Origin of the sequence: Candidatus Electronema sp. JC, from assembly GCF_048287365.2 — a bacterium.
Lineage (GTDB): Bacteria > Desulfobacterota > Desulfobulbia > Desulfobulbales > Desulfobulbaceae > Electronema.
Window position 1 is genome coordinate 26,525 of sequence record NZ_JBLWEM020000002.1, and the last position, 23,173, is coordinate 49,697.

The 23,173-nt window shown below is 57.8% G+C and carries 31 protein-coding genes; 15 read left to right on the forward strand and 16 right to left on the reverse strand.

Going from position 1 to position 23,173, the window contains the following annotated elements; genetic code table 11:
* Positions 1–48: 48 nt before the first annotated feature.
* Positions 49–210 (reverse strand): hypothetical protein, encoded by a 162-nt coding sequence (locus ACNKH3_RS00375; protein WP_420207825.1) that lies wholly within the window; start codon positions 208–210, stop codon positions 49–51.
* A 194-nt stretch (positions 211–404) separates the two neighbouring features.
* Between ACNKH3_RS00375 and ACNKH3_RS00380 the strand changes: the two genes are divergently transcribed.
* Genes ACNKH3_RS00380 through ACNKH3_RS00390 form a run of 3 tightly spaced genes read left to right on the forward strand, consistent with a single transcriptional unit; the run spans position 405 to position 1,975 of the window.
* Positions 405–677 (forward strand): type II toxin-antitoxin system Phd/YefM family antitoxin, encoded by a 273-nt coding sequence (locus ACNKH3_RS00380; protein ID WP_420207826.1) that lies wholly within the window; start codon positions 405–407, stop codon positions 675–677.
* Positions 658–930 carry a Txe/YoeB family addiction module toxin gene (locus tag ACNKH3_RS00385; protein ID WP_420207827.1) on the forward strand — a complete coding sequence of 91 codons (273 nt, stop codon included), beginning with the start codon at positions 658–660 and terminating at the stop codon, positions 928–930. The genes ACNKH3_RS00380 and ACNKH3_RS00385 overlap by 20 nt, the downstream gene beginning before the upstream one ends.
* Positions 914–1,975: a KamA family radical SAM protein gene (locus ACNKH3_RS00390; RefSeq protein ID WP_420207828.1), complete on the forward strand. Its 1,062-nt coding sequence runs from the start codon at positions 914–916 to the stop codon at positions 1,973–1,975. Before ACNKH3_RS00385 ends, ACNKH3_RS00390 begins: the two co-directional genes overlap by 17 nt.
* A gap of 96 nt (positions 1,976–2,071) precedes the next feature.
* On the opposite strand, the gene def is transcribed toward ACNKH3_RS00390, so the two are convergent.
* The 10 genes from def to ACNKH3_RS00440 form a co-directional block, all read right to left on the reverse strand.
* A complete protein-coding gene (gene def / locus ACNKH3_RS00395) occupies positions 2,072–2,578 on the reverse strand; it encodes a peptide deformylase (RefSeq protein WP_417915741.1) in 507 nt (168 codons plus the stop codon).
* A gap of 2 nt (positions 2,579–2,580) precedes the next feature.
* Positions 2,581–3,321 carry a 16S rRNA (uracil(1498)-N(3))-methyltransferase gene (locus tag ACNKH3_RS00400; protein WP_420207829.1) on the reverse strand — a complete coding sequence of 247 codons (741 nt, stop codon included), beginning with the start codon at positions 3,319–3,321 and terminating at the stop codon, positions 2,581–2,583.
* Positions 3,322–3,344: 23 nt separating this feature from the next.
* On the reverse strand, positions 3,345–5,159 hold the full coding sequence (locus ACNKH3_RS00405) for a GspE/PulE family protein (protein WP_420207830.1): 1,815 nt from the start codon (positions 5,157–5,159) through the stop codon (positions 3,345–3,347).
* A gap of 4 nt (positions 5,160–5,163) precedes the next feature.
* Positions 5,164–6,003, reverse strand: coding sequence for an outer membrane protein assembly factor BamD (locus ACNKH3_RS00410; protein WP_420207831.1), 840 nt, complete (start codon positions 6,001–6,003; stop codon positions 5,164–5,166).
* A gap of 10 nt (positions 6,004–6,013) precedes the next feature.
* A complete protein-coding gene (gene trxB / locus ACNKH3_RS00415) occupies positions 6,014–6,949 on the reverse strand; it encodes a thioredoxin-disulfide reductase (RefSeq protein WP_420207832.1) in 936 nt (311 codons plus the stop codon).
* 69 nt (positions 6,950–7,018) lie between these two features.
* Positions 7,019–7,348 carry a thioredoxin gene (gene trxA / locus ACNKH3_RS00420; protein ID WP_420207833.1) on the reverse strand — a complete coding sequence of 110 codons (330 nt, stop codon included), beginning with the start codon at positions 7,346–7,348 and terminating at the stop codon, positions 7,019–7,021.
* Positions 7,349–7,398: 50 nt separating this feature from the next.
* The gene (locus tag ACNKH3_RS00425; RefSeq protein ID WP_420207834.1) at positions 7,399–7,866 is read right to left on the reverse strand and encodes a hypothetical protein; all 468 of its coding nucleotides are present in this window, start codon (positions 7,864–7,866) and stop codon (positions 7,399–7,401) included.
* Positions 7,867–7,913: 47 nt separating this feature from the next.
* On the reverse strand, positions 7,914–9,023 hold the full coding sequence (locus tag ACNKH3_RS00430; RefSeq protein WP_420207835.1) for a hypothetical protein: 1,110 nt from the start codon (positions 9,021–9,023) through the stop codon (positions 7,914–7,916).
* Positions 8,998–9,777, reverse strand: a complete 780-nt coding sequence (locus tag ACNKH3_RS00435; RefSeq protein WP_420207836.1) for a PmeII family type II restriction endonuclease — start codon at positions 9,775–9,777, stop codon at positions 8,998–9,000. The genes ACNKH3_RS00430 and ACNKH3_RS00435 overlap by 26 nt, the downstream gene beginning before the upstream one ends.
* The gene (locus ACNKH3_RS00440; RefSeq protein ID WP_420207837.1) at positions 9,692–10,615 is read right to left on the reverse strand and encodes a DNA-methyltransferase; all 924 of its coding nucleotides are present in this window, start codon (positions 10,613–10,615) and stop codon (positions 9,692–9,694) included. Before ACNKH3_RS00440 ends, ACNKH3_RS00435 begins: the two co-directional genes overlap by 86 nt.
* Before the next feature lie 261 nt (positions 10,616–10,876).
* On the opposite strand from ACNKH3_RS00440, the gene hemL reads away from it, so the two are divergent.
* From hemL to ACNKH3_RS00500, 12 genes are all read left to right on the forward strand, one after another.
* Positions 10,877–12,169 carry a glutamate-1-semialdehyde 2,1-aminomutase gene (gene hemL, locus ACNKH3_RS00445; RefSeq protein WP_420207838.1) on the forward strand — a complete coding sequence of 431 codons (1,293 nt, stop codon included), beginning with the start codon at positions 10,877–10,879 and terminating at the stop codon, positions 12,167–12,169.
* A 125-nt stretch (positions 12,170–12,294) separates the two neighbouring features.
* The gene (locus tag ACNKH3_RS00450) at positions 12,295–13,089 is read left to right on the forward strand and encodes a PD-(D/E)XK nuclease family transposase (RefSeq protein WP_420207839.1); all 795 of its coding nucleotides are present in this window, start codon (positions 12,295–12,297) and stop codon (positions 13,087–13,089) included.
* A gap of 1 nt (position 13,090) precedes the next feature.
* Positions 13,091–13,333: an AtpZ/AtpI family protein gene (locus ACNKH3_RS00455; RefSeq protein WP_420207840.1), complete on the forward strand. Its 243-nt coding sequence runs from the start codon at positions 13,091–13,093 to the stop codon at positions 13,331–13,333.
* On the forward strand, positions 13,323–13,751 hold the full coding sequence (locus ACNKH3_RS00460; protein ID WP_420207841.1) for an ATP synthase subunit I: 429 nt from the start codon (positions 13,323–13,325) through the stop codon (positions 13,749–13,751). Before ACNKH3_RS00455 ends, ACNKH3_RS00460 begins: the two co-directional genes overlap by 11 nt.
* Before the next feature lie 4 nt (positions 13,752–13,755).
* The gene (atpB, locus tag ACNKH3_RS00465; protein WP_420207842.1) at positions 13,756–14,478 is read left to right on the forward strand and encodes a F0F1 ATP synthase subunit A; all 723 of its coding nucleotides are present in this window, start codon (positions 13,756–13,758) and stop codon (positions 14,476–14,478) included.
* A 71-nt stretch (positions 14,479–14,549) separates the two neighbouring features.
* Positions 14,550–14,813 carry an ATP synthase F0 subunit C gene (atpE, locus tag ACNKH3_RS00470; RefSeq protein WP_420207843.1) on the forward strand — a complete coding sequence of 88 codons (264 nt, stop codon included), beginning with the start codon at positions 14,550–14,552 and terminating at the stop codon, positions 14,811–14,813.
* A 228-nt stretch (positions 14,814–15,041) separates the two neighbouring features.
* Complete coding sequence (locus ACNKH3_RS00475; protein ID WP_420207875.1) at positions 15,042–15,770, forward strand: DUF1538 family protein; 729 nt, start codon at positions 15,042–15,044, stop codon at positions 15,768–15,770.
* A 2-nt stretch (positions 15,771–15,772) separates the two neighbouring features.
* Positions 15,773–16,576, forward strand: a complete 804-nt coding sequence (locus ACNKH3_RS00480) for a DUF1538 domain-containing protein (protein ID WP_420207844.1) — start codon at positions 15,773–15,775, stop codon at positions 16,574–16,576.
* The gene (locus tag ACNKH3_RS00485; protein ID WP_420207845.1) at positions 16,566–16,913 is read left to right on the forward strand and encodes a P-II family nitrogen regulator; all 348 of its coding nucleotides are present in this window, start codon (positions 16,566–16,568) and stop codon (positions 16,911–16,913) included. Before ACNKH3_RS00480 ends, ACNKH3_RS00485 begins: the two co-directional genes overlap by 11 nt.
* Before the next feature lie 15 nt (positions 16,914–16,928).
* Positions 16,929–17,336, forward strand: a complete 408-nt coding sequence (locus ACNKH3_RS00490) for a CBS domain-containing protein (protein ID WP_420207846.1) — start codon at positions 16,929–16,931, stop codon at positions 17,334–17,336.
* A 30-nt stretch (positions 17,337–17,366) separates the two neighbouring features.
* Positions 17,367–18,086, forward strand: coding sequence for a DUF533 domain-containing protein (locus tag ACNKH3_RS00495; protein ID WP_420207847.1), 720 nt, complete (start codon positions 17,367–17,369; stop codon positions 18,084–18,086).
* 152 nt (positions 18,087–18,238) lie between these two features.
* The gene (locus tag ACNKH3_RS00500; protein WP_417916639.1) at positions 18,239–18,598 is read left to right on the forward strand and encodes a CGGC domain-containing protein; all 360 of its coding nucleotides are present in this window, start codon (positions 18,239–18,241) and stop codon (positions 18,596–18,598) included.
* Between the two features lie 27 nt (positions 18,599–18,625).
* Here ACNKH3_RS00500 and ACNKH3_RS00505 read toward each other — a convergent pair whose 3' ends face one another.
* Genes ACNKH3_RS00505 through tsaD form a run of 5 tightly spaced genes read right to left on the reverse strand, consistent with a single transcriptional unit; the run spans position 18,626 to position 22,982 of the window.
* Positions 18,626–20,374, reverse strand: coding sequence for a YgiQ family radical SAM protein (locus ACNKH3_RS00505; RefSeq protein ID WP_420207848.1), 1,749 nt, complete (start codon positions 20,372–20,374; stop codon positions 18,626–18,628).
* Positions 20,371–20,907, reverse strand: a complete 537-nt coding sequence (locus ACNKH3_RS00510) for a DUF2062 domain-containing protein (RefSeq protein WP_417916637.1) — start codon at positions 20,905–20,907, stop codon at positions 20,371–20,373. Before ACNKH3_RS00510 ends, ACNKH3_RS00505 begins: the two co-directional genes overlap by 4 nt.
* Positions 20,900–21,445, reverse strand: coding sequence for a DUF2062 domain-containing protein (locus ACNKH3_RS00515; protein ID WP_417916636.1), 546 nt, complete (start codon positions 21,443–21,445; stop codon positions 20,900–20,902). The genes ACNKH3_RS00510 and ACNKH3_RS00515 overlap by 8 nt, the downstream gene beginning before the upstream one ends.
* Positions 21,442–21,978 (reverse strand): DUF2062 domain-containing protein, encoded by a 537-nt coding sequence (locus ACNKH3_RS00520; protein ID WP_420207849.1) that lies wholly within the window; start codon positions 21,976–21,978, stop codon positions 21,442–21,444. The genes ACNKH3_RS00515 and ACNKH3_RS00520 overlap by 4 nt, the downstream gene beginning before the upstream one ends.
* Positions 21,979–21,980: 2 nt before the next feature.
* Positions 21,981–22,982, reverse strand: a complete 1,002-nt coding sequence (gene tsaD / locus ACNKH3_RS00525; protein WP_420207850.1) for a tRNA (adenosine(37)-N6)-threonylcarbamoyltransferase complex transferase subunit TsaD — start codon at positions 22,980–22,982, stop codon at positions 21,981–21,983.
* Positions 22,983–23,173: the final 191 nt, after the last annotated feature.

Sequence of the window (23,173 nt, forward strand, 5' to 3'; positions counted from 1 at the left end):
TGAGGCGCAGCGGCTCGCGGCGGAGCTTTTTTTACAGTCAGCCAGAGGTCATCGTCTTGCTCTTCCGCTTTCCAAGCAGAGCGGCGATTCGCGGGGCAGGCTGTGCAGCCAGAAAACCCGTTCGTAGTCATCAAGGCTGAAGACAGCTTTGCTGCCGAGTTTGGTCAGCGCGGCAAGATATTCGAGCAGGCGGGCGGTGTTGTCAGGCATGTGCGAAAACGGCGGATAGAATTCAGCAAAGAGAAGCAATGCAAGGATATACCACCAAAGCAGGGGGATGTCGAGCTTGAAAAAAGAGCCGCGCCTGCAAGCAGCGATCAGGAAAAACTTGCTGAAAAACAGCCTATGCTGTACTGTGTCACAGTACAGTCATCTTCACCACTGATATTTCACGGCAGACCATCATGCGCGAAATCACTGTCAACAGATTCAGAGCCTCCCTGAAAAGCTGCGCTGATCAAGCTGCTGCCGATCACGAGCCGCTGCGCGTGACCCGCAAGCAGGGAAATGATTTCGTGGTTGTCAGCGCGGAAGACTGGGAGCAGCTTCAGGAAACTCTTTATGTTCTGCAAAACGCCAGCCTGATGCGGCAGATCAAGCAGTCGTCGGCATCGCACCACAAAGGGGAAGGCTATTGCCCCACGCAGGAGCAGCTTGATGAGATCAATCGTTTTTGAAGGCGGCACATGGGAGGAATACGAAAAGCTGCGCAGCAAGGACAAGGCTGTTCACAAGAATCTCTGCCGCATTTTGCAGGAAATGCAGAGGAATGACCCGGCGCAGGGCACAGGCAAGCCGGAGGCCCTGAGACACAATCTTTCCGGTTTGTGGTCACGCAGAATCTCCCATAAAGACCGCCTGATTTACACCTTTGACGAGCAGCGCATCTGCATTTTCGCCATCGGCGGGCATTATGACACGATCAAATGACGGCCCGGCCATGACTTGGCAGGAAGAATTGCAAAACAGCGTCAGCGACGGCGAGGAGCTGGCCCGCGAACTGGGCTGCGATCCAAAGGCCGTCGAGGCGGTCATCACCCGCTATCCGATGCGGATCACACCGTATTATTTGAAGCTGATCAAACAGTGCGACGCGCTGCGGCTTCAAGCGGTGCCGGATTTGCGCGAACTGGATGATCCGGTTGGCATGGATGACCCGCTCGGTGAGGAAAACCTCAGTCCGTCGCCGAATTTGGTGCATAAATACCCGGACCGGGTGCTGCTTTTAGTCAGCAGCCAGTGCGCGATGTATTGCCGTTTCTGCACCCGCAAGCGCAAGGTCGGCGGCGCGGCCATGCAGTTCAGCGAGACAGGCTTCGCCGCCGCGCTGGATTACCTTCGCCGCACGCCGTCGGTGCGCGAGGTGCTGATTTCCGGCGGCGACCCGCTCCTGCTGGCCGATGCGCGATTGGAGAGCATCCTGCGGCGGCTGCGCGAGGTGCCGAGCATCGAGGTCATCCGCATCGGCACCCGCACGCCCTGCACCCTGCCGATGCGCATCACGCCGGAACTCTGCGCCATGCTGCGCCAGTTTCATCCGCTCTACATCAACACCCATTTCAACCACCCGGCGGAGCTGACCGCAGAAGCGGCCCGCGCCTGCACGCTCCTCGCCGACGCGGGCATTCCGCTCGGCTGCCAGACCGTGCTCCTGCAAGGAGTGAATGATTCCGCCGAAACACTGCGCGAGCTGTTCTGCGGCCTGCTGCGGCTGAGGGTCAAACCGTATTACCTGATGCAGGCGGATTTGACCAAAGGCACCAGCCATTTCCGCACTCCGGTCAAGGACGGGCTGGCGATCATGCGTCAGCTCATCGGCACGGTCTCCGGCATGGCCGTACCCAAGTTTGTGCTCGACGCGCCAGGCGGCAAAGGCAAAATTCCCCTCACGCCGGACTACATCACCGCCATGCAGAACGGCAAGCTGGAGTTCACCACCTGGCAGGGGCTGCCCTGCTCGTATCCGTTGGAGTAGCCGCTCCAGCCGCCTGAGCGGAGCCGAAGGCGGTTTCGGCTCCGCTCAACCGCCTTTTTGCGCGGTTCAAGCACGTTCCGGCACTGATTCAAGTGCCTATTTCTTCTCCAGCAGTTTCTTCAGCTTCCGCTTGTACATATCCTGCTTCAGCCTGCTGATGCGGTCAATGAACAAGGTGCCGTGCAGATGATCCACCTCGTGCTGGATGATGCGGGCGAAGCGGTCTTCGGCGACGAAATCCAGCGGCCTGCCTTCAACATCTTGGGCGGTGACGCGGATTTTTTTGAAGCGCTCGACCTTCGCGTTATACTCCAGCACGCTCAGGCAGCCTTCTTTGCCGCTCTCGCAGCCCTCGCCTTCGGAAAGTGCCGGATTGATCAGCACGAGGTGCTTCCGTTCCTCCTCGCTGGCTGAAATGTCAATCACCGCGATCTGGCGGGCCACGCCGATCTGATTGCCGGCCAACCCCACGCCTTCGGCATCGTACATGGTTTCGGCCATGTCTTGGGCCAATTGCCGCAGCTCGGCGTTGAATTCAGTGATTGCCGCCGCCTGCTCGCGCAGCACGGGATGGGGATGGGTGACGATTTTTCTCAGGGCCATGCTTAATAAAATATTGGATGTTCAGGAGGTTCAAGGTTGCCGAGCAGATGCTGCGCCAGCGCGGCTGCGGCGACAGCGGCGGTTTCTGCCCGCAGCACACGCGGGCCGAGCGAGACAGTGCGGAAACCCCAGTGCTTGGCCTGCTCGACTTCCGCCGGATGAAAGCCGCCTTCCGGGCCAATCAGCAGGATCAGCGGCTGGCCCGGCTGCACACCGGCAGCGGCGAAGGAAGAGGCAGTCTCATTCTCCCACGGCATAATCTTTTGGCTTTCCGCCGGAAAATGCAGCCCGTGCAGCGGCTGCGGCGGGCTGATTTCCATCAGCCGCAGCCGCCCGCACTGCTTGCAGGCTTCAAGCATGATCCGCTGCCAGCGGTCGAACAGCTGGCTGTCGCGGCCCTGCGGCTCGCAGTAGCGGGTGATGACCGGGACAAAGCGGCTCACGCCCAGCTCCGCAGCTTTCTGGACAACCTTGTCCATCTTTTTGCCTTTGAGCAGGGCCATGACTAAGGTCAGCGGGCTGCCGCTTTCCGGCTCGGTGCGGCGGCTGAGGATGCGGAAGGAGACGCTGTCCGCGCTGATCCGCTCAATTTCGCCGGTCAATGCGCCGCCTGCGCCGTCAAGCAGTTCCGCTGTGTCGCCGGGCCGCATCCGCAGCACAGTTCTGATGTGGTGCGCCTCTGCGTCGCTGATGGCAACGCAACCGGCAGCCTCATCGCCGGGATGATAGAAAAAACGCCGCATACACGCAAAACCGGAAGGCCGCCTCAGCTGTCGCCGCCGCAGACCCGCCGCGCCTCCTCCACAGTGGTCAGACCATTTTTCACCTTCTGCCAAGCATCCTCGTTGAGGGTGGTCATGCCCTCGCGGATCGCGGCCTGACGCAGCTCGGCATCCGCCGCCTTGTCAGTCACCAGCTTTTTCAGCCGGTCGCTCATGGGGAAGATTTCAAACACGCCCATTCTGCCGGAATAGCCGGTTTTGCGGCATTCCTTGCAGCCCTTGCCGCGCTTCAGCTCGATTTTGCCCTCGCCGGAAACAGGAAAGCCCATCCGCTGCAATTCAGCAAGGTCGGCCTGATAGCCCTCGATGCAGTGCGGACAGATTTTGCGCACCAAACGCTGGGCCAGCGCGCCGAGCATGGTCGAGGCGATGAGAAACGGCTCCAAACCAAGGTCTTGCAGGCGGATGACCGTGGAGACCGCGTCGTTGGTGTGCAGGGTGGAAAAGACGAGATGGCCGGTGAGCGCGGCCTGCACCGCATGGGTGGCGGTGGCGAGGTCGCGGATCTCGCCGATCATGATCACGTCGGGATCTTGGCGGAGGATGTGGCGCAGGACAGTGGAGAAGGTGACATCAATCTGCGGCTGCACAGAAATCTGATTGAATTCCTCATGCACCATCTCCACCGGGTCTTCCACAGTGATGACATTGATCTCCGGCGTGGCGATTTTTTTCAGCGTCGAATAAAGGGTGGTGGATTTGCCGCTGCCGGTTGGGCCGGTGACCAAGACTATGCCGTGATGGGCCTTCATGAAGGAGTCATAAATGGCCCGGTCGCGCTGGGAAAAACCGATCTCGTCCAGATTTTGAAAGATGACGGAGGAGTCCAGCAGGCGGATGACGGTTTTTTCGCCGAAAGAAACCGGGATGGTCGAGACGCGCAGCTCGACATCCTTGCCCTCCTGCTGGCTGATCTTGATTCTGCCGTCCTGGGGCCGCCGCTTCTCAGCGATGTCCAAGCGGGCGAGGCTTTTAATGCGCGAGGTGATGGCTGAATGCACGGCCTTGGGCAGCCTGTAGATAGTGTGCAGGATGCCGTCGATCCGGTAGCGGATCATGCAACAGTCGCGCTTCGGCTCGATGTGAATGTCGCTGGCCCGCTGGTCTATGGCATATTTGAAGAGATGATTGACCGCCGCCTTGATGTGCTGGTCCGTGGAGCTGAGTTCGGCGCTGGAGATTTTGACATACTGCTCCAGATTGCCGATATCCACCGCCGCGCTGCCGCCGATGCCGCTGAACTGGCTTTCCGCTGCGGTTATGGACTGCTGAAAGCCGAAAAATTCAGCGAGGATTTTCTTGATGTCCGAGCGCGTGCTGAGCCACGGGCTGACCTTGACTTGGTTGACCTGCTCGATGTCCTCCAGCGCGCTCTTGTTGTCTGGATTGTAGGTGACAACTTGCAGCACGCCGTTGCGGACTTCAAAGGGCAGAATCAGATGGCTGAGAGCGAAAGAGCGGGGAATCGTCTTGGTGACGACCTCAATGTCCAATTCGAGCGGGTCGAGCTTTTTGAAGGGAATGCTGCAATGATGCGCCACTGTCCGCATCACCATTTCCTCGGTGAGGATTTTTTTCTTCCCGCCGGGAATCTCCAGCTTCATCGAGGCGATGATGTCGGCCAGGTCAGGATAGCCTGATCCCGCCGGGCCGACTGCGGACTTCTGGCCGCCCTGCTGCTTGAGCAGCAGCAGCTTCTGCCGCTCCCGGTGCTTGAGGACAAACTGCTTCTGCTGCTCGTTGATCAGCCGCTGCCGTTGCAGCAGCTCAAGCAGCTCCTCGCTTTCCAGCAGGCTCATGCGGTTATTGGGCGGAATTTTCCGCCTCTTTGCCCGTCTGCTCGAAAACCTCGCTCTTGCCCCAGCTTGGCAGCTTCCAATCCGGCAGCCATTTCTCAATGCCCCATTTGGGCGGCTCGCCCGCCTCCAGCTTGGCCAGCAGCTCTTTGGCCTTGGGCAGGACAGCGGCCTCCGGCTGTGTGGCAATCAGATATTTCAGCCGGTGCTTGGCCTGTTCATATTTTTTAGTGCGGACATAGAAGACCGCGACAAAATACTCATGGCTGGCGATGAATTCTTTGGCTTCGCGCATCCGGGCCTTGGCCTCTTTGGTGTAAGGCGAGTCAGGATGAACGCGCAGCAGCCGGGAAAAAGACTGCACCGCGTCGCGTGCGCCGGTAGGGTCGCGGTCAATCCGGTCGGCGCGGGAGATATCGCACATGCCGATCTGAAACATGACGTAGGGAACAGCCTCGTTGGTGGGGTGCCGCTCCTCAAAGGTTTTGTAAAATTCCTTGGCCTCGGCGTATTTGCCGCTGTAATACTGGCAGTCCGCCGCCTTCAGCTCGGCCAGCAGGGCCTGCGGGCTGAAGGGATGGCGGTCGGTGATCTCTTGAAACGACTTGAGCGCGTCAGAGTAGTTGGCGACCCGGTAGGCTTCCATGCCCTTGGCCGCCAAGACATCCGCCGGTTCAATCTCGTCCTCATTGCCGGAGCCGAAGCTCCACGAGCTGAACATGTCTTTCATCGTGCCGCAGCCGCTGAGGGAAAGACTGACGGCGGCCAGCAGCGCGCAGGCGATGAATCGTTTAGGCAGGAAAAGAGGACGGCGTTCGGCATTCGGCATGGCGGCGTTCTGAGGCATGGTTGTTGATTCAGCCCGGCAGGGTGCCGAGGTAATGTTCAGCGGAAAGTTCGGCGTTCGCGCCCTCGCCAGCGGCGTTGATGATCTGACGGAATTTTTTGCTGCGGATGTCGCCGGCGGCATACACGCCGGGCAGGCCGGGGCAGCTCATTTCGCTGTCGGTGAGCAGGAAGCCCTCCGCGTCGGTCTGGAGCTGGTCCAGCGGCAGTGCCTCATTGTTCGGCTTCACGCCGATGAGCACGAAAATGCCGGTCACCGGCAGGACGGAGCTATAGCCGTCATTGTGGCGGATCTTGACGGCCTCGACGCTCTCCTTGCCGACAATTTCGCTCACCTGCGCGTTCCAGATGAAGCTGATTTTTTCGTTGGCCAAGGCTTTTTCTTGCAGAATCGCCGTGGCCCGCAGGCTGTCGCGGCGGTGAATGACCGTGACTTTTTTTGCAAATTTGGTCAAATGAATGGCCTCTTGGATGGCAGTGTTGCCGCCGCCAACCACCGCGATTTCCTGATCGCGGTAAAAGGGGCCGTCGCAGGTGGCGCAATAGGACACGCCTTTGCCTTGCAGCTCGGCCTCGCCCGGCACTCCGATCTGGCGCGGCTTAGCCCCGGTGCAGAGGATCACCGCCTGTGCGGTCAGAGTTTCGCCGGAATCCAGCCGGACTTTTTTCAGATCACCCTGCAAATCCAGCGATTCCACCGCCGCAAACTTCTTTTCCAGCCCGAAGCGTTCGGTGTGGGCGGTCATCTTGTCGATCAGCTCAAAACCGCTCAGACCTTCGGCCAAGGCCGGGTAGTTGTCCACCCAGTCCGTGAGCAGCACCTGGCCGCCGGTCGCCCCTTTTTCGATCAGCAAGGTCTTGATCCGCCCCCGCGCCGCGTACAGCCCGGCAGTCAGTCCAGCAGGGCCGCCGCCGACGATGATCAGCTGATAATCTGGCTTGTTCATAAAAAATTTCCGCAATGAAATTTTGCCCCCGGAGCGCGGCGCGCCCCGGAGACTGCGCTGCTGGCTAGTTCAGACCGCCTTGTTGAGCAGAGCCACGAGCTGGCCTTTGCCCACTGCGCCGGTGATGGTGTCCAGCTTTTCGCCGTTCTTGAACAGAATCAGAGTCGGGATGGCCCTGATGCTGAATTTGCCGGGTGTTTCGGGATTGTCGTCCACATTCATCTTGGCAATTTTCACCTTGCCGTCAAATTCATCGGCGAGCTGGTCAATGACTGGCCCGATGGCCTTGCAGGGGCCGCACCAAGGCGCCCAGAAGTCCACCAAGCAGGGCAGGTCGCTGTTGATGACTGCGCTTTCAAATGCGCTGTCTGTGACGTTGATGACTTTGTCGCTTGCCATAGTTCAAATCTCCTTGATCACGTTTGAATTAGAAGGAAAAACTGTGCTGCTTAGTTATTTTTCTGCAAATAGCTGCTGATTTCCGCCTCCGCCGCCTTGATCTTCTCCGCCCGCTGCGCTGGTTCCGCATCAGAAAGAACAAGAATCAGCTTGCTCAGATCAGCACTCACCACTGCTGTTTTTGGAATATACTTGCCAGCCGCTTCGGAATCCAGCGCGTCAGCGGCAATTTTCGGCACGACATCTAAATCGTCCTGCTCAAGATACACCAGCACGCTGGAATCTTTCAGCCCGTTGAAGACATCCAAGCTGGCAGCAGTGGCGATCGGGCAGGTGGTTTCTTTGTCCGTGCCGACAAAAGCCAAGGCTTTCTTGCTGCTTATTGCCTGTTCCTGCGCTGTTTTCCATTGGATGGCCGTATAAACGTGATCCGGCAGCTCGAATTTTGCCCACGCGGAAGAGCAGGAAAGGGCGGTCAGCAGCAGGGCGGCAAGGGTGTTTCTGGCATTTTGTTTCATAGCATTCCTCTTTGTTTGCTGCATTTTGTCGCAAGCAGTCAATTTTTTCAAAAATACTGCGGCTGCTGACGCGGGATTTTGTAGGTTTTCAGGAACGCTTTCAGCTCCTGATGCGATGCAAACCGCTCTATATATTCTTTTGTTTTAACAATACCTTTCTTTATATTTTCAACATTTTGACGCAATTTCTCCAAAAACTGATCCGGCGACAAAAAGAACGGAATCCAATCAATTTCCATTTTTGCCTGCCTCTCAATGAAAGACACTTCCTGCTCCAGCTCTTTAAGCTGGCTTTGCAGAATTTTGTTGAAGAGTCTTAACTTTTCTTCCGCTATATTGCCAAGATGATCCTGATCAATATGCTCAAGCTCCAATTGCAGCTCAAATAAACGCAATAAATTTTTCTCCGCATACGCGGCATTCACCTCTTGCATAATTTTAGTTTTCCTCACTTTTTCAGATTCGTCCTGCTCAAGGTCAGGATGCAGAGCGGCAACCATCTTACGGTAAATCTCTTGAATCGATTTGCTGACATCCTGTTCCTGTTGCTTTAGCCGCTCCTCTTTTTCCATTTGCTTGGCGGTCTTTTTCCGCTTGCTGCGCTTTTCTTCCGCAAGCCGTTCCCGTTGCTTCAATTTTTCGTTTAATGCCTCGCTGAATTTTTCCGGCGAGCTGACATCTGCATCTTCGTCAAGTTTAACACCCAACATCTCCTCAAACATAGATTTCATCATCTCGCCAACTTGCTGATCAAGAAGCTGCTCGTCAAATTGAGAAGCAGCTGTATTGTATTTATTATATATAGTTATCGCTTCCTCCGTTCCGCCGTCTGACATCATGTCTTCAACGACAGAAATAATCATGTGTTTAATTTTATTTTTCTCTGTTTTTGTAAAAATTTTGTTAGAGTAGGCGGCATCAAGAAGGCAGACAAGAGTAGTTAAATGCTTGTCATGCTCGTCATACGCCTTGTTGTTTTCAGAGCTAATCTCATGCCGAAAAATACGAACAGCATTTTCCCATTCTTTAAAAAGAATTTTCTTCTTTTCTATCTTTTTGATGAGCATATTAAACTTCTTCTGCTCTTTAGAAAGAATTTTCTCTGTGGAATCCGTCTTAATGCGAACCGCTTTACAAGTAGATAATTTTGCTGTCATTTATATATACCAGAAAAAAATATTTAGCAGAAGAATTAAAACGCACCAGCTCGTCCCAAGCGATTTTTCCGCTGTCTTTGCAGAACGAATCCATAAACTCTTTTGTGAATCTGTTAATCATCTGCGAATAGGACGCTGCAAATTCTTCGTTTTTGTCTTTTGCTTTATATCCGAGCGGTTCAACAATTGTTGTGTATAATTCGCTTTCGCGGGAAATGAACTCCCAAAACCGTTGGCCGCAATATTTGAAATAATCTCCCTTGTCCGGCCTGCTGTCTCTGCCGTAACAGCAGCCGTTGACAGCGACAATGCGCAAGCCTGAATTGCTAGTTCGCAGTGTTTTTTGGGCGATCTTGAAATCCAGCCGCATTTTTGCAATCTGAGAACTGTTGCCCCAATTTGGCCCGGACTTGATGGCGACAATATTTCTCACGCCGTCGTCATCAAATTCAAGATCAATCCCGGAAATCCCTGATTTCCATCCACCATAAACCCGTTCATTGATAAACAGGGCGAGACCTTCCAGCCAGTCGCCGAAGAGCGTTTCCTCGTTGGAAGAGATATGCGCATCAACCAGACTTTTTACAATCTGTTCAGCAGTCAACACATGCTTGGCTCGGAACAGATAAGGATTCTTTCTTTTCAAAACATGAGACAGCTTCAGGACATCAAGGCTGCGAATCCGCTTCTGATGAAAGATTCCAATATTCTGACCGACGTATTCCGAGACCTCGTGCAGATTTATCTTGTTCATAATTTTTCTTTGGCTCAAACAAACAAAGCGTGACCGGCCTCAGTTGTTTTTTTGCCGCTTCGCAATATTCAGACATGATGTCAATGCCTATGGAATTTCTCTGCATCCGGTTAGCAACGATCAATGTTGTTCCAAAACCCATAAACGGATCAAGAACTGTGTCATTTTCTTTTGTAAAAAGTTTAATGAACCATTCCGGCAAAGATTCTGGAAATGCCGCGCTGTGCTTCTTATTGCCGAATTCTGTTGCCAAATGCAGAACATTGGTCGGATAGGCTTTATCCCTGTCAAGCCAGTTGGAAATATTCTTGCCAAAGCCGCTGCCAACTTTTGAATTGTCTCTGATTTTATCAGTATCGGAAAGTTTCTTTAGGCGAGAGTTGGCCCAAACACCCATCGGCACCATCACTTCTTCTTGATACATGTGAAATTTTCTGCTCTTGTTAAATTGCAGCAGCCGCTCCCATGCGTCACGAAAACGGTTCGGCCATTTTCCCGGATAGCAATTTTTCTTATGCCAAATGAATTCTTCTGTCCATAGCCAACCTTGCTTACGCATGGCGAGAATCAATTCCATCACATAAGTGCTGCGCTCACCATTGATCACTTTTTCTTTGATATTCAGAACAAAAGTGCCTGTCGGTTTCAAAACGCGCAGAAGCTGCTCAGAAACAGGAAGAAACCATTCGACATATTCATCAGGATGAACGCCGCCGTAGGTGTTTTTCCTTTGATCGGCATACGGCGGCGAGGTGACAATCAAGTCAACTGAGTTGTCGGCAAGCAGCTTGAGCTGCTCTTTGCAGTCGCCAAGATATATGTCAGCAGTGATTTTCATCTTTTGCGGTTATTTCTTCCAGCAGCAAATCTGCACCGCTGCCGCTCCTCGCTCCTGAAATCCCCTGCCGCCTCTTTTTGCTTTTGCAGAAAAAAAGGCAACATGCTATAGTCAGCGGGCTGTGGCGGCGCAGAAGGCCCGCCGCTGCAAGCCCTTGATTCAGAACTGTCTTGCCCGTGCAGCTTACCATAGATAGGGCTGACAGTTCAAGACGCAAAGCCCGGAATCATTTGAACCAGCTCCAACGACAGAAAATCGCTCATGAAAACCCAGAACTCCGCCGCCCTTTTCGCCAAAGCCTGCCAAGTCATCCCCGGCGGCGTGAACTCGCCCGTGCGGGCCTGCAAATCTGTGGGCTGCGACCCGCTTTTTGTCGCCAAAGCGCAGGGCTGCACGATCACGGATGCGGACGGCAATGAATTCATTGATTTTGTCGGCTCCTGGGGGCCGATGATTCTCGGCCACGGCCATCCCGAAGTGGTCAAGGCGATTCACGAGGCTGTGCCCAGCGGCACCAGCTTCGGCGCGCCCACCGCGTTGGAGGTCGAGCTGGCCGAATTGGTCTGCGATTCCGTGCCGTCCATCGAGAAAGTGCGCTTTGTCAGCTCCGGCACCGAGGCCACCATGAGCGCAGTGCGGCTGGCACGGGGCTACACCGGGCGCAAGGTGATTGTCAAATTTGACGGCTGTTATCACGGTCATGCGGATTCCTTCTTGGTCAAGGCGGGTTCCGGCGTGATCACCCTCGGCATTCCCGGCAGCCCCGGCGTGCCGGAGGACATCGTCAAAAACACCCTGTCCATTCCGTACAACAATATAGAAATTCTCGAAAAGACCCTGCGCGATGCCAGCCTGGACATCGCCTGCGTGATCATCGAGCCGGTGGCGGGCAATATGGGCGTGATCGTGCCGGAGCTGGCTTTCCTGCGCAGACTGCGCGAGCTGACCGCCGAGCTGGGCATCGTCCTGATTTTCGATGAAGTCATCACCGGCTTCCGGCTCGCCTTGGGCGGGGCGCAGGAGCGTTTTGGCATTCTGCCCGACCTGACCTGTCTCGGCAAGATCATCGGCGGCGGCCTGCCGGTCGGCGCGTATGGCGGCAAGAAAGAAATCATGGACTTGGTCGCGCCGGACGGCCCGGTCTATCAGGCAGGCACCCTTTCTGGCAATCCGCTGGCGATGGCCGCCGGGCTGGCAATGCTCAAGGTGGTGCGGCGACCGGGTTTTTATGAGGAGCTGGAGGAGAAGAGTACGTGGTTTGCGGAAAAATTGGCGGCAATCGGGGCAAAAGCTCCGGTGCCGACCGTGCTCAACCGCATCGGCTCGATGATGACCTGCTTCTTCACCGACGCTCCGGTGACAGATTTCAATTCGGCAATGAAGGCCGATGCCAAGCGGTACGCTCAGCATTTCCGCAACATGCTCGCCAGCGGCATCTGGCTCGCGCCCTCGCAGTTCGAGGCAGCTTTTGTCTCCGCCGCTCATGACCAAGCGCATTTGCAGCAGGCTCTGGATGCAACCGCCGCTTCGCTGGCAAAATTGGCGAACGCATAGAAAAGACTTGCGTTCGCTGCGCAGCCGTGCTACTTGTATGTTCTGTCTGCAAAAAGACTTGTCAGTCGCAATAACAGATTGATTTTGCAGTTTGTTTGAAAGCTCCGGCGAGGGAAATGTAAAAAATGAAGCACGTCGCCTCATTAAAATACGGAGTCGTTTTCAAAAAGGCATTTTGCGACCCGGAAATTTTTTCGGCTTTTGCTCAGGATATCATCGGGCTGCCTATTGCAATTGACCGAGTTGAAACCGAAAAGGAATTTGATCCGCCGGTGGGCTATGTGAAGCCGCGTTTCGATCTGTTTGCGGAAGACAGCAGACACCGAATTGTTGTTGACATTCAACATGGCAGAACAGGCGATCATTACGACCGTTTTTTGTATTATCACTGCGTTGCGCTCCTTGAGCAGGTAGCCAAAGCTGAGAATTACCGCCCACCGCTTAAAGTTTTCACGGTTGTGGTGCTGACATCAGGAGACCGGCATCAGACTCCGATTTCTGTGACTGATTTCGACCCGCATGATCTCGACGGCAGGCCGCTGCATGAAATCCCGCACAAGGTTATTTATCTCTGTCCAAAATATGTTACGGCAGAAACGCCTGAACCGTATCGGGAGTGGCTGCGGGCTATTGACGACACGCTTGATGAAAAAGTTGATGAAACGCAGTATCAGCAGGCAGCTATTCACAAACTTTTTGATGCTATTCGGCGTGACCACATCTCCCCAGAGGAACGCGCCAGCATGATTGATCAATTTCATCTGGAAGAATTGCAGCAGACAAAACTTGAGGAAGGAAAGCTGATCCAGCGGAAAGAAATTGCCCGTGCGTTGCTGGGAAAAGGTATTGCTGCTGATATAATAGCTGAAACGACTGGACTCTCTCAGGAAGAATTGAGGCTTCTTGCAAAAGAAGCATGACATGCCCGAAGAGAAAAAAGGGAAGAAAGGCATTCTGACTGATCTGGCCATCTACAGCCAGAGCGGCATGACCTTCTCCCTTTCTGTGCTGATCGGTTTCGGCATCGGCTGGTATTTGGACAACAAGGTTTTTTCAGGCTGGACTGCGCCGTGGCTGAGTTTCATCTTTCTCGGCTTCGGCATTGCGGCGGGCTTCAAGCACCTCTGGGATTTGAGCCGAAAATTCGCCAAGGATGAGGACTGAGCCAGAGCAAAGGCAGGAGGATGACTACGCCCTCCTGCGCCAAGTTGAGCAGTGCAGCCTATTGCTGCTTGCGCTGCTCGCGCTGGGTGGCGGCTATGTCTTCGGCAGCCAGTTCGCGCTCTCGGCCTTGCTCGGCGGGGCAGTGTCGCTCGGCAGCTTTCTGCTGCTGAAACGGACGATGATGCAGTTAGTCAGCCGGATTGGCACGCAGAACCCGGCGGCGGGCTTTGCCTTCAAATTTTATCTGCGCCTGTTCGCGCTGGCCATTTTGCTGGCCGCCGCAGGCATGAGCGTGCAGCTGCATCTGCCGGGTTTGCTTGCAGGATTGTCCACGGTGATGGTCAGCGTGTTCAGCGTTGTCCTCATCAGGGGCTTGATGGATTTTTCAGGAAAAGGAAAACACGTGAAAGGAGCATAAGGTCATGGAGCATCCAATACTTTTCATCTCGGTGATTCTCGACTGGATCGGGCTGCCGGTGCCGCACGGGCCGATCGGGGCAACATTTCTGGAGAAGCTGACCGCGCCGTATCTGACCTACAGCTGGATGCTGATGGCCTTTCTCTTTGTCGTGCCCAAGCTGACTTTGGGCAAGCTGGAGCTGGTGCCCGGCACCGGTCAGAATTTCTGGGAAGCATTGATCGGCGGGCTGATGGATTTTTTCACCGAGCACATGGGCCGCGAGAAGGCGCGGGCACTTTTTCCGGTGCTGGCGACCTTTTTCATCTACATCGCCTTGGCCAACATGATCGGCCTGCTGCCCGGCTTCATGTCGCCGACCTCCAGCCTCAACATCACCTTGGCCATGACGCTCATCGTCTGGAGCTTCCATCATTATCTCGGCTTCCGCGAGCACGGCTGGAAATACTACAAGCACTTCACCGGGCCAATCCCGGTGATGGCACCGTTCATGTTTGTGCTGGAGCTGATCGGCAACCTCGCCCGGCTGGTTTCGCTGTCCATGCGTCTGTTCGGCAATATTCTCGCCAAAGAGATATTGCTCGGCGTGCTTTTCATGCTGGCCGGAGCGGTCTTCGCGCCGCTGCCGATCCTCTGTCTCGGCGTGCTGGTCTCGCTGATTCAGGCCATTGTTTTTGTGCTGCTTTCGGTCATTTACTGCGTCGGCGCGATGGAGCACGCGCACTGATTTTTTCCGACTCAACAAAGGAAGAAGGCCAACTTTCTTATTTTTCATTATTTTGGAGGTATAGAACCATCATGGACAAGCTTTCTCTCGCATTAGTATGTTTTTCCGCCGCGACAGCCATCGGGCTGACCGGCTTCGCCGCCGCACTGGGCATGGGACGCGGCGTTGAGAGCGCGTGCAGCGGCATCGCCCGCAACCCGGAGGCCAAAGGGCCGATCACGACCACCATGATCATCGGCATGGCGCTGATCGAGTCCATCGCCATCTACGGTCTGGTCATCGCCTTCATCCTGCTCTTCGCCAACCCGTATAAGGACGCGCTGATCGGCGGCTGATGCAGCAACTGACGCGCGAGCGCAAAAAAGGCTGCGGCTTCGGCTGCGGCCTTTTTTATTGCCCTTCGGCTCCGCTCAGGGCACTTGCGCCCGCTGCTCCCTGAGCGGAGCCGAAGGGAGCGGCAGGCGCATATTTTTCTGTTCATTTCCCGGCAGGCTTGTTACACTGAGGCTGTTTCCGACTGCCCGGAGCAGTTCGCTGATTGCCCAGAACATCCCCGCAGCCGCATGTTCCGCACTATTCTCAAAAAACTCTGGAGCGCCTTCGCTGATCTGATTCCGATCATCGCCGTGATCAGCTTTTTCCAGCTGGCGGTGATCCGGCAGCCGCTGCCTGATTTGGGCGGCATTCTTTTCGGCGTGGCATTAGTGACAGCAGGCCTGGCTCTGTTTGTGGAAGGGCTGGAGATCGGACTGTTCCCCATCGGTGAGGGATTGGCTGAAGGACTTGCCCGCAAAGGCAGCCTGTTCTGGCTGCTCCTCTTCGCCTTTGTTCTCGGCTTCTCAACCACCATCGCCGAGCCAGCTCTGATTGCAGTGGCGGCCAAGGCGGGCGAAACAGCCAGCAAAGCCGGGCTGCTGACGGATGAGCAGGCTGTGCAGCGGTACGCCTTGGGCCTGCGGCTGACTGTGGCCGCAGCCGTCGGAACCGCTGTGCTGACCGGGGTGCTGCGCATCCTGCGCGGCTGGCCGATTCATTATCTGATTCTCGGCGGCTACATGCTGGTCATGCTGATGAGCATGATCGCGCCGAAGGAAATCATCGGCATCGCCTGCGATGTCGGCGGCGTGACCACCTCCAGCATCACCGTCCCTCTTGTCACCGCTCTTGGCGTGGGCCTTGCGGCCATCATCCGGGGCCGCAATCCGATGACCGACGGTTTCGGCCTGATCGCCTTCACCGCCCTGCTGCCGACGATTTTTGTCATGGGCTACGGCCTGATCCTTTTCCGCTGATCATGAACTTTCCGGCTGAATTCCTGCGAACCCTGCTGGCGACTCTGCGCGATGTCACCCCCATCGTCGGGCTGATCGTCGGCTTCCAGCTCTTTGTCCTTCGCCAGCCCATTCCTAATTTAAAAAGGCTGCTGCTCGGCGGGGTCTATGTGGCACTGGGGCTGGTGCTTTTTCTGCTGGGATTGGAAAAGGCTCTGTTTCCTTTGGGCCGCATGATGGCCGACCAGCTCTCCGCGCCGTCCTTTCTTTATGGACAGGACGTTGTTCCGGCAGCAGCTGCGTGGACAGATTACGGCTGGATATATCTTTTCGCCGCCATGATCGGCTTCGCCTGCGCCGTGGCCGAGCCGACGCTGATCGCTGTGGCCTACAAGGCCCATGAGGCATCCGGCGGCACTATCAGCGAGTGGGGCCTGCGGCTGGCCGCTGCGGCCGGCGTGGCCTTGGGTGTCAGCCTCGGCGCGCTCCGCATCGTCACCGGTGTGCCGCTGGCGCTGTATCTGCTGGCCGGTTATCTGATCATCGCCGCGCTGACCGCTGTTGCTCCGAAAAACATCATCCCGCTGGCTTATGATTCCGGCTATGTGACCATTTCCACAGTGACCGTGCCGATCGTCACCGCGCTCGGCCTAGGACTGGCTTCGGCGGTGCCGGGCCGCGATCCTGCTTTGGACGGCTTCGGTCTGATCGCCTTCGCCTGCCTGCTTCCAGTCATCACGGTGCTGGGCTATGCTCAGATCGGCCATTGGTCAGCGAACAGAAAGAGGAAAAAAATGCTCAAGAAGGAGAGCGGCAATGCGGTTTAAAACCATCATCGCCTCAGTCAAACCCGACTGCACCGACAAAATCGTTGACGCGGCCAAAAGCGCAGGGGCCACCGGCGCGACCATTCTCACCGGCAGAGGCACCGGCATTCATGAGGCCAAGAGCTTTTTCGGCCTGACCTTGGAGCCGCAGACTGACATCATCCTCTTTCTCATTGAGGAGCATCTGGTCCCGGCCATTCTGGAGGCCATCGCCAAGGCGGGGCAGTTTCACAAGCCGGGCACCGGCATCGCCTTTGTCCTGCCAGTGGAGCAGGTCATCGGCTTGGAGAGCCAGATGAATCTGATCAAGGCTAAAATTCAGGATCAATATTTCTAAAAGGAACGGAACAGCATGAGCGCGGGACAGAAACCGGTCATCCGGGCGCGGGACGTGATGCGGGCGAGGCTGCTCACCATCAACGGCATGGCCACGGTCAAAGAGGCGGCGGACAAGATGCGGGCCGAGCACGTCTCCTGCCTGCTGGTGGAGAAGCGCAACCCGGACGACGCATGGGCCATCGTCACAGTGCGCGACCTGATTCAGGGCGTGATTCTGCCCGGACGGCCTGCGGCGGACGTGAACGTCTTCGAGGTGATGACCAAGCCGGTGATCACCGTGCCTGCGGACATGGACATCCGCTACGTGGCCCGGCTCCTCCACAACACCGGCATGGGCAGGGTGCCGGTGGAGGAAAACGGCGAGCTGGTCGGGATGATCTCCCTCTCCTCGCTGATCCTCAACGAGTCGATCTTCGGCTGAAACAGCCGCCCCTTTTTCAGGAGAATTGTCATGAACATCGAAAAACTGCTGGGCAAACTGCTGCAAGAGGCGACCGGTTCCGGCGGCGGCCAGTTCAAGGCGCCGCAGCACGGCTCCCGTCAAAGCGGCTACGCAGGTAAAAAACATGCGGCATCGTCCAGCTCCTTGCTCGGCAGCCTGACTAATCAGCTCACATCGGGCAAGGGGCTGATGACCGCCATCGGCCTTGGCGTGGGGGCTTACGAGGTCTTCCGCACCAGCGGCCAGCGGCAGGAGCAGCCTGCGGCGGCGCAGGCTCCGAACTGGGGCGCCGCGCCGTCCATGCCTGCGGCGGCTCCGCCTCCTCCCCCGCCGCCCTCAGCCGCCCGGTCCGCGCCTGCTCCGGCAGCGGCTTCGTCCGCCGACGGCGATGAGGAGCTGGCCCGCCGTCTGATCCGGGTGATGATCGCGGCGGCCCATGCCGACGGCGCATTGGACGCGGACGAGGAGCGGGCCATCCTTGACCGCCTGCGCGGCGCGGAGCTGTCGCAGGAGGAGAAAATGTTCCTGCTGGAGGAGCTGCATCATCCGCGCAGCGTCGCCGAGCTGACCGAAGGCATCAGCAGCCTCCGTCTGGCGCAGGCCATGTACGCCGTAGCCTTGTCCGCCATCGAGGTGGACACCGAAAGCGAACGCTGCTGGCTGGACGAGCTGGGCGCGGCCCTTGGCCTCAGCGCGGAAATCCGCCGCTTTATTGAAGAGACGCGGTAGGGCATGAGCCGGAGCCGAAATGGCGCCTGCGAAAAATATCCGCCTGCAATGGTTTTGAAAATTTCCCTGTTGACAAGGGCTGCTGCGGCTTTTAATCTGAATTGACCAACAGCCAGCATGAACACGCCATGCAAACCGGAAAGGAGAACCGAATGGCCAAAATCGCAATTTTGTACTGCAAGCAGATCAAAGACAATTCCTGCATTGCCTGCGCCAAATGCTACAAGGGCATGGCGGAGAAAAACGGCGAGTTCGCCCGCTACAAGGACGAGGAAATTGAAATAGTGGCGATGACCGACTGCGGCGGCTGTCCCGGCCTGACCGTGCCGCGCGTCAAGCTGCTCAAAGAGACCACCACCAGCATCGGCAGGCCGATGGAGGTGGTGCATCTCGGCACCTGCGTCAAAGCGGCGATGGAAACTTCAGGCTGCCCGCTGGCATACGAAGACTTGAAAGTGAATCTGGAGAAAAAGTTCGGAGTGCAGGTGGTGCTGGGCACGCATTCCTACTGACCGCCCGTCAAAGCCGGGGAAGGCTCCTCAAATCTTCCCCTGCCGCCGTTCCCCTCCTGCTGTTCCCGCCGTCAGCACTTCCTTCTGCCGCTCCCGCCGCCGCGCGTCTTTCTCCACAAAGCAGGGCTGGCCGGTGAAGGGGTTCTCGCCTGTCCACCACATCACTGTTGACCAAGTCGAGGGCGTGGGCGTGAAGATCTGCGCCTGCTTGGGCAGCACCTTCAGCTCCTTGCGGGCGAAGTCGCGCAGGGCGAGCATGTCCGCCTGCGTGCAGCCGGGGTGGGCAGCTATTATATAATAGGTGAGGAACTGCGGCAGACCTTCCTCTTGAGTCAGGCGGGTGAACAGCTCGCGGAAGCGAAGCAGGCTCTCCACGCCCGGCTTGCCCATGCAGGCGAGCACGTGCGGCTGGCAGTGCTCCGGGGCAACCTTCATCTGGCCTGAGACATGATGCCGCACCACCTGCCGCAGGTAGCTCAGGCCGTGCTTGCGGTCAGCGAGAATCAGGTCATAGCGGATGCCGGACGAGACCACGGCCTGCTTCACGCCCGGCAGCGCGCGCAGCTCCTCAAGCAGGCGGAGCTGCTCGCCGTGATCAACCACCATGTTCTTGCAGATGTCGGGGAAGAGGCAGCGGCGGTCTGGGCAGCAGCCCTTGCTCAGCTTCTTGCGGCACTCGATGCCGTACATATTGGCGGTCGGGCCGCCGACATCGTGAATGCGCCCCTTGAAAGCCGGGTGCTTGGTCAGCCGCTTGGCCTCAGCAATGATGGATGCACGGCTTCTGCACGTCACCGTGCGGCCCTGATGCACGGCAATGGCGCAGAAGTTGCATTCGCCGTAGCAGCCCCGGTGCGTGGTGAGAGCGAAGCGGATGGTCTCCAAGGCCTTCACCTGCCCGCGCTGGCGGTCATAAGGATGCAGGTCAAGCTGATAGTCCAAGCTGTGGACATGGTCCAGCTCCTCTTGGGTCAGCGGCGGCTGCGGCGGGTTCTGGATCAGCCAGCGGTCGTTGTGGAGCTGGGCCAAGCCCTGCGCGGTGAGCGCGTCGTTGTTCTCATAGAAGAGGCGGAACATCTGAGTGAAGGCTGTAGGGGCGGTTCGCGAACCGCCCCTGCCATTGCCCGCAACCTCGCTGTACGCTGGCAGCTCCAGATAGTCCGCAGGCCGCTCCTTGCTGATATAACACAATCCACGGATGCCGCGTGGATCGCCCTCGTCGCGCAGGCAGCAGGCCAGCTCGACCGCGCTGCGCTCGGCCATGCCGTAAAGCAGATAATCTGCCTTGGCATCAAAGAGAATAGAGCGGCGCACCGCATTGCTCCAGCAGTCGTAGTGGGCGATGCGGCGCAGACTGGCCTCAATGCCGCCAAGCACCAGCGGGCAGGTCTGTTTGAAATGGGCGCGGATGAGGTTGGCGTAGGCGAGCGCAGCGCGGTCGGGCCGCCGGCTGTTCAGGCCGCCGGGCGTGTAGTCGTCCTGCTTCCGCCTCTTGCCGGAGGCGGTGTGGTTGGCGACCATCGAATCCACGCAGCCGCCGCTGATGCCCCAGAACAGGCGCGGCTCGCCAAGACGGCGGATGTCATCGCCGCTTTGCAGCTCAGGCTGGGCGATGATGCCGACCCGAAAGCCTGCATCCGCCAGCACCCGGCCAATCACTGCAATGCCAACAAAGGGGGAATCGATATAGGCATCGCCGCTGACAAGGATGACATCAAGGCGATCCCAGCCAAGCTGCTGGACTTCTTGCGGGGTGCTGGGGAGAAAATGACTCATCGGGAGCGGGCGGGATTGTCCAGCCGGTGCTTCATCGCCCGCTTTCTCTTCACTGTCCAGAAGAACCAGCGGGAGCCAAGGTAGCTGGCCACGCCGGAGACCACGCCGATGATCGCCCCGCCGGTGAGCAGCACGCCCAAGGTTTTCATGCCGAGGCCGCTGACTGCGCCCAAGCCGATGCGCAGCCCCTGATCAAACATGCGCAGGGCCGCTTGCAGCTGCGGCCACGAGCAGCCGCCGTGCAGCACCGCGCTGCCCACCTTCCAGGAGAGATAATACTGAAACATCACGGTCAGCGGGTTGTTGACCACGGTCGAGGAGATGAAGGCCGCCACCGTGCTGATCCGCAGCAGCACGGTCAGCGAGATGAGAAAAAGGCTCTGCGGCATCAGGGGCAGGTTGCCGATGAAGACGCCGAAGCCCACGCCTCTGGCCAAATATTCAGGATCGCCTTTCAGCCGCCGCAGACGGAGGAGATAGTATTTGGACAGCCGGGGGATGTTGCGGAACCATGCTCTTGCCGCGTCAGTCATGCTTGAAGCCGGGGATGAAGTCGAGCCGCCGCTTCTTCAGCCGCCGCTCGCTGACGGCAAGGAAGAATCTGCGGGCGAAAAAATAGCTGATGATCCCGGCTGGAATGCCGATGATCGCGCCGCCGGTCTCAATCACGGCGATGGCTTTGAAACCGAGCTGGCTCAGGGCGGCGAGGCCGTCAAGCAGGCCCCGCTCGGCGATGACATGTAAGGCGTTTTCAATCTGCGCCCATGTCACCCAGCCGGGCAGCACCGCGTCGCCGATTTTCCAGGAAAAGTAATATTGCGGGATGAAGGTCAGCGGGTTGCTGACCATGATTCCGGCGATAAAGGCGGCCAAGGTGCTGACCCGAAAGAGGATGGTCAGCGGCACGAGAATGATGGTCTGCACCGGGGCCAGCGGCAGGATGCCCATGAAAATGCCGAAGGCGAAGCCTCTGGCCAAATATTCCGGGTCGCCCTTCAGCCGCTTGATCCGCAGGAAGTAATAACGGGGCAGACGGGATACTTTGCGGAGCAGGTTCTCTATGCCGTTCAATTTCTGCTGTCCAGACGCTGCCGTCTCAGCCGCCGCTCGTGGACGGCGCCGAAGAATCTGCGGGCGGAGCAGTAGGCCGCGATGCCTGCCGGAACGGCGATGATCAGGCCGCCGACAAGCAGCACGCTGAGAGTTTCCATGCCGAGCCGGCTGAGGGTTTTCAGGCTGAGGACGATGCCGTTGAGCAGCTCTTCCCGCTCCAGAATCGCCGTCACTTCGGTGAGTATTTCATTCAGCCGCTCCCAGGAGATTCTGTCGGGCAGCACCGCGTTGCCGACCTTCCACGTCAGGTAGTACTGCGGCATGAAGGTCAGCGGGTTGCTGACCAACACGCTGGCGATGAAGGCGGCCAAGGTGCTGACCCGCAGGAGGACAGTGAGCGGCACCAAAATGATGGTCTGCACCGGGGCCAGCGGCAGCACGCCCATGAAAACCCCGAAGGCCAGCCCCCGCGCCAGATATTCGGGGTCGCCTTTCAGCCGCTTGATCCGCAGCAAGTAGTATCGGGGCAGGCGGAGGAGCTTGCGGAACATCGTCAGTTGAGCGGCGAGCGCGAGAATGCGTCTACGTCCGGGCCGACGCGCTGGCCCGCCTGGAAAAGATGCCAGCCCGCCAAGCCGATCATGGCCGCGTTGTCGGTGCAGAAGAGCGGCGAGGGCAGGAAGCATTGCAGCCCTTCCTCGGCGCAGCGGGCGGCCATCTGCCGCCGCAGCCTGCGGTTGGCCGCCACGCCGCCGCCCAGCACCACTTGCCTGTGTCCGGCTCGTTTGGCGGCAAGAATGGTCTTCTCGGTTAACGCGTCAGCCACCGCCTGCTCGAAGGAGGCGCAGATGTCCTCGACCGGCACCGGCTGATTTGCCTGCTGAAAGCGATTAACCTGATTCATCACCGCTGTCTTCAAACCGCTGAAGCTGAAATCGACGCTGCCGTCGGCCAAGGCGCGAGGAAAGGCGAAAGCGTCAGCCCGTCCCTGCTCGGCCCGCTGGCTCACCGCAGGCCCGCCGGGGCAGCCGAGATTGAGCATCTTTGCCACCTTGTCAAACGCTTCGCCTGCCGCGTCGTCGCGGGTGCGGCCCAGCAAGCGGAATTCAGTCGGGCTGCTCACCGCGAAGAGCGAGCTGGTGCCGCCGGAAGCCACCAAAGCGGTGTAGGGGAATGCAGGTTTGTCTTCTTCCAAAAGGATGGCCAGCAGATGCCCGGCTAAATGATCCACGCCGACGCAGGGGATGTTCCGCACCAAGGCCAATGACTTAGCAAAGGTGAAGCCCACCAGCAGGCAGCCGACCAAGCCTGGCCCCTGCGTGGCGGCAATCAGGCCGATCTCGTCCAGCGTCACACCAGCTTGGCGCAAGGCTTCCTCCGCCACCGGCCAGACTGCCTCGATATGGCAGCGCGAGGCCAGCTCCGGCACCACGCCGCCGTATTTCTCATGCACGCTGTGCTGGCTGCTGATCACGCTGGCCAGCACCCGGCTGCCGTCTTCCAGCACGGCGGCGGCGGTGTCGTCGCAGGAACTTTCAATGGCAAGGATGAGCATGGCGCGGTGTTGTTTGTTTCAGACCTTGGCGGAGCGGGCCGCCGCCACGTTATAATGGTCACAAATCCCGTCAAGGTCAACTGAAACCAGCCAAGTCCGCACAAAAAAGCATCTTCTCGCGGAGAAACCATGCTGCGGGCGGGCAGGGGGGTGATTTTATGCGGCTGCCGTTTTGGGGAAGCCGCTCGCTC